The following is a 9,187-nucleotide window of genomic DNA, read 5'->3' as shown; positions in this document are numbered from 1 at the left end:
CACGCGGCTGGCTCGCTCCTGGACCGATCCGCTGGCGGCGCTGGTGATGCTGCTGCTCGCCACGCCGGTGGCGATCGCGCTGACTCGCGGTGGTGCTGGCGGTGTCCAGGTGCTTGGCGCGCTGGCCTGCGGCCTGGTATTCCTGCTGGTCAACGGCCTGATGGCGGCGCTCGGCGAAGCCGGTACTCTGAGCCCGCTGCTGGCGGCCTGGGTGTCGCCTGCGAGCTTTGTTCTGTTCGGCCTGCTGCTGGTATTCCGGCTCGATCGGCGCTGAGCCGCGCCCAGCCCCGCATCAAACTTCTTTCTGCATTGACGATCGGGCCTCTGAAGGCCCGCCTGACCCGAGACCGCGCTGCCATGACTGCCGCCACCGCCCCTGCATCCGTGCATCGGACCCCTCGTGGTCCGTTGACGATCATCCCGGTCGCAACCGCTGCCGAGAAGAAGCGCTTCATCCGCGTTCCGGCACGCCTGCATGCCGATGATCCGAACTGGGTCACGCCGCTGGACATGGAGCGCAACGAAGCGCTGTCGCCGAAGCACAATCCGCTGTTCGCCCATACCGACGTGCAGCTCTGGCTGGCGGTCCGCGATGGCGTCGACGTCGGCCGGATCAGCGCCCAGATCAATCGCGAAGCCACCGATGGCGTCGGCCACTTCGGCATGATCGCCGCCGAAGACGATGCCGAGCTGATCGAAGCGCTGTTCGCGACCGCCGAAACCTGGCTCAAGGCGCGCGGCATGCGTGAATCGCTGGGGCCGTTCAGCCTGTCGATCAACGAGGAAACCGGCCTGCTGATCAAAGGCCACGACACGCCGCCGATGCTGATGATGGGCCACGATCGCCCGTACCTGGCGGCACGTATCGAAGCGCTCGGCTACGACAAGGCCAAGGATGTCTTCGCCTACATCAGCGACATCACCAAGCCGCTGCCGAAGTCGATCTGCACCCTGATGCGTCGGCCGCTGCCGGATACCTTCAAGCTCCGTCACCTGAGCTTCAAGCAGTACGAGAAGGACATCGAATCGATCAGCTCGATCTTCAACGATGCCTGGGCCGCCAACTGGCGCTTCGAACCGCTGACCGCCGCCGACACCGCTCACCTCGCCAAGGCGATGCGGCCGATCCTCAACGAGAAGCTGGTCTGGTTCGTCGATGTCGACGGCGAGCCGGCCGGTTTCGGCGTCTGCCTGCCGAACATCAACGAAGCGATCCAGGATCTCGACGGCAAGCTGCTGCCGTTCGGCTGGGCGAAGCTGCTCTGGCGGCTGAAGGTCAAAGGCGTGAAGTCGGCACGCGTGCCGCTGATGGGCATCCGCCGCAAGTACGCCACCGGTTTCGTCGGCGCCGTGCTGCCGTTCCTGATCATCGACGCGATGCGCAACGAGGCCCGCAAGATCGGCTACACCAGTGCCGAACTGTCGTGGATTCTCGAGGACAACATGCCGATGCGGCGCATCAACGAAGGTCTCGGCGGCGTTGCCTACAAGACCTATCGCATCTACCGGAAAGCGCTTTGAGCAAGGTCGTTGCGGGTGGCCTGACCGCCCTGGTACTCGCCGGCTCGCGCGGGCCGGATGATCCGATGGCGCGCGCCTTCAGCGTGCCGCACAAGGCGCTGATCCCAGTCGCTGGCGTGCCGATGCTGCTGCGGGTGATCGCCGCATTGGCTGCGACGCCGGAGATCGCCCGCATCGTGGTGATCATCGAAGCGCCAGAAATCGTCCAGGTGCTGCCGGGGCTTGCTGCCGCTGCGAACGGCAAGCCGGTCGATACCTTCCTGGCCGCCGGCAGCCCCAGCCTCAGCGTCGTCGCAGCACTCGCGCAGTACCCGACACCGCTGCTGATCACCACTGCCGATCACGCGCTGCTGCAGCCGGCCTGGGTCAGTCATTTTCTCAGCCACGTACCCGCCGGCTGCGACGCCGCGCTGGGCCTGGCCCGTTCCGAAGTCGTGCTTGCTGAAATGCCAGACACCCGGCGTACCTGGCTGCGCTTCGTCGAGGGCGCGTACAGCGGCTGCAACCTGTTCTATTTCGCGACCCCGAAAGCGCAGGCGCTGGCCGAGCTGTGGAAGCAGGTCGAAGCGCTGCGCAAGCGGCCGGTGGCGATGCTGCGCCTGCTCGGCCCGAGCTACGCGCTGCGCTATCTGCTCGGCAGGCTGCGGCTGTCATCGGCGATCGCCAGGCTGGGCGAGCTCGCCGGCGGCACCAAGGCAGGTATCGTCGAAATGCCGTTCGCGCGTGCGGCTGTCGATGTCGACAAGCCGGCGGACAAGGAACTGGTCGAGCGACTGCTGGCGACCGACATACGCTGATCCCGCTGAAACAAAAAACCCGGCGCCAGGCCGGGTTTTTGTTTGCGCCGTAGCGACTTAGGAAGTCGCGCGCCGCGTGCCCATGATCCAGTCCCACAGCGGGCTCGACACGCCGTAGCCGGTGTTGCCGTTCACGAAATGGTGCTGCATGTGGTGCAGCTTCAGCTTCTTGAACAGCGGCTGCTGCCAGGCGTAGTGATGCAGCGCGTAGTGCAGGGTGTCGTAGATCACGTAGCCGACGATGAAGCCGCCGAACACGGCCATCAGCACCGGGCCGGCGAAGGCCAGCGCGAACAGGCTGTAGAAGCCGTAGGCGAGCGGAATGCTGACCGAGGGCGGCATCACCAGGCGCAGGCGATCGTTCGGGTGATCGTGATGGACGCCATGCCAGATGAAGTGCAGGCGCTCACCGATCTTGCCCGGCGGCGTCCAGTGGAACAGGAAGCGATGCAGGAAGTATTCGGTCGCGGTCCAGATCGCCAGGCCACCAGCAAAGGCGGCAAGCCAGGTCAATACGCCAAGACCACCGGTGAACGCCGTCCAGGTCATCCACGTGAACAGCGGCAGATAGAGCGCCATCGGCACCCAGAACGGGATCTTCGACAGCGCTTCCATCCAGTCGGCCTCGAACATCCGGATCGACTCGTTCGGGCTGCGACGCAGCGGGCGCGCGGCGGCCATCAGGCGGCTCCGCTCCGGGCTGATGAAACTGGCGCTGGCGCTGGCCAGCCAGCAACCAGTTCCTCGTTGCGGGCGACATCGGCAAGGAAATCCATCTCGCCCCAGCCCAGGCCTTCGATCGACTGATAGCCGACTTCGCCGCTGTCCTTGGCGATGCGATCGATCACCGACAGATACCAGAGCTTCAGGCCTTCCGGCGTGCGCATGATCCGCTCGACTTCGCCGACGAAGCGCGCCGAACCTTCGGTGGTGAAGCGCAGGAAGCCGATCGATTCGCCGTTGACGATGGACGCATCAAGCTTCTTGCCGATCGCGCAGAGGCGCTCGTCGATGGCCTGCACCTTCATGTCGTCGGCGTCGTACCAGTCCTTGCGGTCGATGGTGACGGTGATCGGATGGCTGATCTTGCCGAGCACGCGCTCGACGATCGCGGTCTCGATCAAGGTGTCGCCATTGAGGATCAGGCACTCGCCGCGCAGTTCGCTGCGGGCAATCCAGCAGCTGGCGAGATTGTCGGCCGCTTCGTAGAACGGGTTGTACAGCGTGCGCACCGTGATGCCGGCCGGCGTGTGGAGTTTGAGCACTTCCTCGACTTGTTCGGCGCCGTAACCGACGACGACGACCGCTTCACGGACACCGCCGGCGACGAGGCTGAGCAGCTGCCACTCGAGCAGGCTGCGGCCGCCAAGTTCGATCAGGCATTTCGGCCGCGACGCGGTCAGCGGCAACAGGCGGCGGCCCTGGCCCGCGCTGAGGATGATCGCCTTCACGAACGGCGACCGGACAACGGGGAAGGAGAAAGGCAGAAGCGCATCGGATCAATCTCGGCAGCTCGCGCGCAGGCGCGAAACGTTGCAATTCTAAGACAATTCGTCCGGCGGCTTGTGACAGCGGCGCCGGCTGCCGAATCGCTCAGCCCGGAAACAGCGTTGCGAGCAGCGCCGCCAGCCGCATGCCAGCCAGGTTCAGGCGGACATCGACGGTCCCCTGCCAGGCGGTCAGATAATCCGGGCCCGGTTCGCGATCCGCCGGATAGAAAGCCGGCGCCGAGACGATCAGGCAGGACTCCATCGCCCAGGCATCGGCAGCCAGCGGCCCCAGCTCGACGCCGGACGCTTTCGACGCCAGCCGCTCGACGTAATGCTGCCCGTCCGGCTCGATCGCTTCGATCAGCCCGACATCCCAGAGCTTGTGCAGGTTCGAGCCTTCGCCACGCCACTGCAGTTGCACGGTATTGCCACCGCGATCCTCGGCGCGTCCGCCATGCAGTGGCTGATGGACGTCGCCGACGAAGTGCACCAGCTGCTTCAGCGCCACTCGCCGCTGCTCGGCAGTCGTTTTCCTGTTCTTCAGCACCGAGACGGCACTGTCGATCGCCGCGACCACGCAGCGGCCGCCGGGGCAGTCACGCGGCGGCTGGTAGTGGCAGTCGCCAATAGGGAAATTGATGTAGTGCAGCGGGCCGGTGCGTTCATCGCGAACCTCGTCGGCCCAGTTGGCGACACCGGCCAGCGTTGGTTCCGGTTCGTCAGCGAGGATCGCTGCAATCGCCGCGCGGGCAGCCGGAGTCAAACGATCAGCCGCGATCTGGCCGACGATCCGGTGGCCTTCCGGCCCCCAGGCCAGCAGTTGCGGCGAGGCCAACGCCAGGGCCGTGGCGAGCAAAGCGAGTTGCAAAGCGCGCGCCACGGCCCTGCGCTTCATCAGACGCGCGACACCTTGACGATCACCACCGGCTCGACCGGCACGTCCTGGCCGAACGGGCGGATGCGGCCGGTCGGCGTGGTGCCGATCTTGTCGAGCACGTCGGCACCGGCAGTCAGCTTGCCGAACACCGCATAGCCCCACTGGCCGGGCTTGCCGTCGAGGAAAGCGTTGTCGCCGTGGTTGATGAAGAACTGGCTGGTCGCCGAATGCGGGTCGCTGGTGCGGGCCATCGCGATCGTGCCGCGAGTGTTCTTCAGGCCGTTGTTGCACTCGTTCTCGATCTGCTTGCCGGTCTTCTTCTCGCTGTAGTCCGGGGCCACGTAGCCGCCGCCCTGAATCATGAAATCCTTGATCACGCGGTGGAAGGCCAGGCCGTCGTAGTGGCCGGCGTCGACATAAGCGAGGAAGTTGGCGACCGTCTTCGGCGCTTTCGCGGCATCGAGTTCGATCGTCATGTCGCCAAGGCTGGTCTGCATCAGCACGGATACGGTTGCGGCTTCGGTCATCGTTTTCTCTTCAGGTTGCGTTGGAGTGGGCGCAGTTTAAGCGGCCAGCCGGCTTGAGGTGGAACGCTCAGAGCTTCAGCTTGCGGAAGATCGCTTCCGGCACGTTCTTGATGATCTGCATGATCGGCCACCAGAACCACGGCGTGTACAGCACCGGTTTGCCGCGCTGCACGGCCTTGACGATGGCCTTGGCGACGGTCGTCGGCGTGGCCCACAGCGGGCCTTTCTTGAACGCCGCGGTCATCGGCGTATCGACGAAGCCCGGCTTGATGGTCAGCACCGCAACACCTTTCGGATGCAAGCGCTGGCGCAGGCCGCTGGTGAAGGCAGTGACCGCTGCCTTCGCCGAACCGTAGACGTAGTTCGACTGCCGGCCGCGATCACCGGCCACCGAGGAGATCACCGCGATGCAGCCGTGACCCTGGGCCTCGAAGCGATTGCCGAGCTCGGTACACAGCACCATGTGGCTCAGCGCATTGGTCTGGAACTCGGCGAGCATCAGTTCGCTGGACGCCTGGGCTGCGGTCTGGTCGGTGAGAGTGCCGTGGGCGATCAGGGCAGTGTCGAGGCCGCCGAGGCGGCGCGTCGCTTCATCGAGCAGTGCCGGGTAAGCGCTCAGCTCGCGCGCATCCATCACCCAGGTTTCGGCCCGTGCCGCGCCACGCAGGCGCAGATCGTCAGCAATCGCGGTGAGGCGATCCGGGTTGCGGCCGACCAGAAACAGCGCGTCGCCAAGGGCTGCAAACTCGCGCGCCGTCGCTTCGGCGATCGCCGAGGTGGCGCCCATGATCAGGATTCGTCTCATCAGCTGACTTCGGTCTCGGTGACTCGTCGCCAGAACGACGAGGAAAAGCGGGGGTCGACATGGCCGGCGAAAGCCTGCCATTGCGGGAAGTACTGGCGGAACGCGGCGGCTGACATCCGCGCGTCCTTGGCCGGGTAGACAGCGCCGCCGGCAGCCATCGTCAAAGCGTCGAGCGCATCGAGCAGCGCGAGGGTTTGCGCGCCGCGATTCGGGAAGTCGATCGCCAGGGTCGCGCCGGGGCGCGGGAACGACATCATCCCTCGGGCGGCCATGCTGCCGAAGGTTTTCAGCACCACCAGAAACGAGCCGAGCTTCGACGCTGCGATCCGCTGCAGCATCTCGCCGATCACACCTTCCGCGTCCTGCATCGGCACCACGCACTGGTACTGATAGAAGCCACGCGGGCCGTAGATGCGGTTCCATTCCTGCACGGCATCGAGCGGATGGAAGAACGGCTGCCAGTGCCACAGCGCATCTCGGGCCGTCGCCGCCGGGCGCCGGTAGTACAGCGCATTGAACGCAGCCAAGGTCAGCGGATTGATCAGCGACAGCGGTGGCGTGAACGGCAGCCGGATATTTTTCGGCGTTGCCGTGCTGCTCGGCCCTTCGGCGTGATTGCCGCGAATGAAGATGCCGCGGCCGGTGCTGGCGCCGGTCGCCGAACTGTCGATCCAGGCGACGGTGTAGGCCGATGCGGCTTCGGCGGCCGCCGACAGCGCGAAGAACTCGGCCAGCGAGCCGAAGCGTTCGCTGCTGCCGCGTATCCACGACCCGGGCGCTTTCTGCAGTTGCAAGGTCGCGCTGCGGATCAGGCCAGTAAGGCCGAGGCCGCCGATGGTCGCGGCGAACAGGTCGGCATTCGTGGTCGGCGAGCAGTGCAGCACCTGGCCATCCGAACGCAGCAGTTCGAAGCCGAGCAGCTGATGGCCGAAGCTGCCAGCGCGATGATGGTTCTTGCCGTGCACGTCATTGGCGATCGCGCCGCCGACGGTGACGAAGCGGGTACCCGGCAGGGCCGCCGGAAACCAGCCCTGCGGCAGCGCCAGTTCGATGATCTCGCCGAGCGACACGCCGGCCTCGACTTCGATCACACCACTGTCGCGATCAAAAGCGATGTAGCGATCGAGCCCGCGCGTGCCGAGCAACGCGCCACCGCTGTTCAGGCAACTATCGCCGTAGCTGCGGCCGAGGCCGTGAGGCAGCAGGCTTTCAGCGGTTTTCGGCAAAGCATCGAAACGGCTGACGAGCCTGATCAGTCGCTGTTCCGATGCCGGCAGCCGGCCCCAGGAAAGCGCCTGCCGGCTCATATCGGCCACAGGGCCAGCAGCACGCACAAACCCATCACCGTGAACAGACCGAGGCTGACGCGATCGGTCAGCGCAAACACGATCGGATCGTCGGTCATCCGGCCGCGTGCGCTGAGCATCCAGACCCGGCTGATCCAGTACAGCATCAGCGGGCAGGTCAGCCACAGCGTGTGCGCATCGCCGTAGCGCAACAGCGATTCCGCGCTGTTGATGTACAGCGCCATGATCACCACGGCGGCATAGCCGGCGCTGATGCCGAGCGATTGCAGCGTCGGCAGATCGCTGGCCTGATAGCCGCGGCCGGCGGCCGAGGCAGCGCCAGTCCTCGCGACCTCGAACAGTTCCGTGTAGCGCTTGGCCATCGCCAGGCTCAGGAACAGGAACATCGAGAAGGCGAGCAACCAGAAGGTCACCGATACCTCGGCGGCGGCACCGCCGGAGATGATCCGCAGGGTGTACAGGCCGGCCAGGGTCATCACGTCGATGGTTGCCGAGCGTTTCAGCCATAGCGAGTAGGCCAGTGTGAAGCCGAAGTACAGCGCCAGCACTGCCGCGAACGCCGCCCCCGTCCACAGTGCGATGGCGAGCGCGCACAGCAGCAGCAGGCCCGCCGCGATGACCCCGCTCTTGGCCGACAAGCGACCCGATGCGAACGGCCGCAGACGCTTGCGGCGATGCTGGCGATCGGCGGCGAGATCGAGTAGATCGTTGACCAGATAGACGCTCGACGCGGCCAGCCCGAAGGCCAGGAAGGCGAGCAGGCTGTCGAACAGCACCGCAGGCTCGCCGATGCGATGGGCAAGCACCGCCGGTACGAACACCAGCAGGTTCTTGACCCATTGATACAGCCGCATCGCTTTGATCCAGATCTTCGGCGATGCGGACTTCGGCGCAAATACCGGCCCAGCTTCAGCAACCGCGAAGGCACGCGCCGCCAGCCGAGCATTGCCGACGACGATCGCGCTGCGTGCCGAGCCCCAGACGGCGAGATCGGCCGCTTCGTTGCCGACATAGTCGTAGCCGCGTTCGCCGTAGCGCGCGACCAGCGCCCGGCGCTTGCCGTCGCCGTGCAGGTTGTCGCCATCGCCCGTCGCGATCACCTCGTCGAAGATGCCGAGATGGGCGGCGACCGCATCGGCGATCGAGTGATGCGCGGCAGTCGCCAGCACCAGACGGCGGCCGCCATCGCGCTGCCCGCGCAGCCAGTCGAGCAGGTCCCGGCGATAGGGCAGGGTTGCGACATCGAGTTCGCTGCGCGCCGCCACTTCGCGCTTGAACGCGGCCTTGCCCCGGGAAAGCCAGCGTGGCAACTGCAGCAAGGCGCCGGGTGAACGCTTGGCAAGATCGAGCAGCGCTTCGTGCAGCGTGTCGACCGGTGTCAGCGTGCCATCGAGATCGACACACAAGGGCAGGGTGTGGGGAACCGCGGCCGCCTGTAGGTCTGATCCTGAGAGGCTCATCGTGGGCAGCCGCTCCGGATTCTGACGATGACGGGCTTCCAGCCAGGCGGCGGCGATCAGGCCGAGCAGCACGGCGAACCATAAGGTCGCGAGCCGGCACAGCAGCATCGCGATCACCGCGGTGGCCAGTGGTGCGCCCTCCGCGACCAGCAAGGCAGGCATCGCCACTTCCATGCCACCGAGGCCGCCGGGCATGAAGAACGCCAGCCCGCCGGCCAGCACCGCCATGCCGTAGACGCCAACCGCCGCCGGCAGCGCAATACTGATCGCCAGACTCTGACAGATCCAGTACAGCGCCAGGCCTTCGACGCCCCAGGCGACCAAGCCGAGCAGCAGGCCGCCAGCGAGCCGGCCCGGCAGCAGCAGGGTTTTCGAGGCGCGCAACAGCTTGGCCAGACCGGCG

General features: G+C 66.1%; 10 protein-coding genes. 3 read left to right on the top strand and 7 right to left on the bottom strand.

Annotation, left to right across the window (positions count from 1 at the left end):
* The 3 genes from Q0D45_RS18940 to Q0D45_RS18930 all read left to right on the top strand — a co-directional run.
* A partial coding sequence (locus tag Q0D45_RS18940; protein WP_293396622.1) for an LptF/LptG family permease occupies positions 1-274 on the top strand: 274 nt, incomplete at its 5' end.
* 83 nt (positions 275-357) lie between these two features.
* Complete coding sequence (locus tag Q0D45_RS18935) at positions 358-1,521, top strand: dATP pyrophosphohydrolase (protein WP_293396619.1); 1,164 nt, start codon at positions 358-360, stop codon at positions 1,519-1,521.
* Complete coding sequence (locus Q0D45_RS18930) at positions 1,518-2,318, top strand: nucleotidyltransferase family protein (RefSeq protein ID WP_293396616.1); 801 nt, start codon at positions 1,518-1,520, stop codon at positions 2,316-2,318. The genes Q0D45_RS18935 and Q0D45_RS18930 overlap by 4 nt, the downstream gene beginning before the upstream one ends.
* Positions 2,319-2,375: 57 nt before the next feature.
* Here Q0D45_RS18930 and Q0D45_RS18925 read toward each other — a convergent pair whose 3' ends face one another.
* The 7 genes from Q0D45_RS18925 to Q0D45_RS18895 all read right to left on the bottom strand — a co-directional run.
* Positions 2,376-2,999 (bottom strand): sterol desaturase family protein, encoded by a 624-nt coding sequence (locus tag Q0D45_RS18925; RefSeq protein ID WP_293396612.1) that lies wholly within the window; start codon positions 2,997-2,999, stop codon positions 2,376-2,378.
* Positions 2,999-3,769 carry a phosphocholine cytidylyltransferase family protein gene (locus tag Q0D45_RS18920; RefSeq protein WP_293396609.1) on the bottom strand — a complete coding sequence of 257 codons (771 nt, stop codon included), beginning with the start codon at positions 3,767-3,769 and terminating at the stop codon, positions 2,999-3,001. The genes Q0D45_RS18925 and Q0D45_RS18920 overlap by 1 nt, the downstream gene beginning before the upstream one ends.
* Positions 3,770-3,911: 142 nt before the next feature.
* Positions 3,912-4,703, bottom strand: coding sequence for a S1/P1 nuclease (locus tag Q0D45_RS18915; protein WP_293396606.1), 792 nt, complete (start codon positions 4,701-4,703; stop codon positions 3,912-3,914).
* A complete protein-coding gene (locus Q0D45_RS18910; RefSeq protein WP_366946505.1) occupies positions 4,703-5,212 on the bottom strand; it encodes a peptidylprolyl isomerase in 510 nt (169 codons plus the stop codon). Before Q0D45_RS18910 ends, Q0D45_RS18915 begins: the two co-directional genes overlap by 1 nt.
* Positions 5,213-5,279: 67 nt before the next feature.
* The gene (locus tag Q0D45_RS18905) at positions 5,280-6,017 is read right to left on the bottom strand and encodes an SDR family oxidoreductase (protein WP_293396602.1); all 738 of its coding nucleotides are present in this window, start codon (positions 6,015-6,017) and stop codon (positions 5,280-5,282) included.
* Positions 6,017-7,324, bottom strand: coding sequence for an FAD-binding oxidoreductase (locus tag Q0D45_RS18900; RefSeq protein ID WP_293396625.1), 1,308 nt, complete (start codon positions 7,322-7,324; stop codon positions 6,017-6,019). Before Q0D45_RS18900 ends, Q0D45_RS18905 begins: the two co-directional genes overlap by 1 nt.
* A partial coding sequence (locus Q0D45_RS18895) for a UbiA family prenyltransferase (RefSeq protein ID WP_293396599.1) occupies positions 7,321-9,187 on the bottom strand: 1,867 nt, incomplete at its 5' end. The genes Q0D45_RS18900 and Q0D45_RS18895, both read right to left, overlap by 4 nt.

This window comes from Nevskia sp., from assembly GCF_023266035.1.
GTDB lineage: Bacteria > Pseudomonadota > Gammaproteobacteria > Nevskiales > Nevskiaceae > Nevskia.
This window is presented reverse-complemented; position numbering and strand designations above follow the sequence as displayed.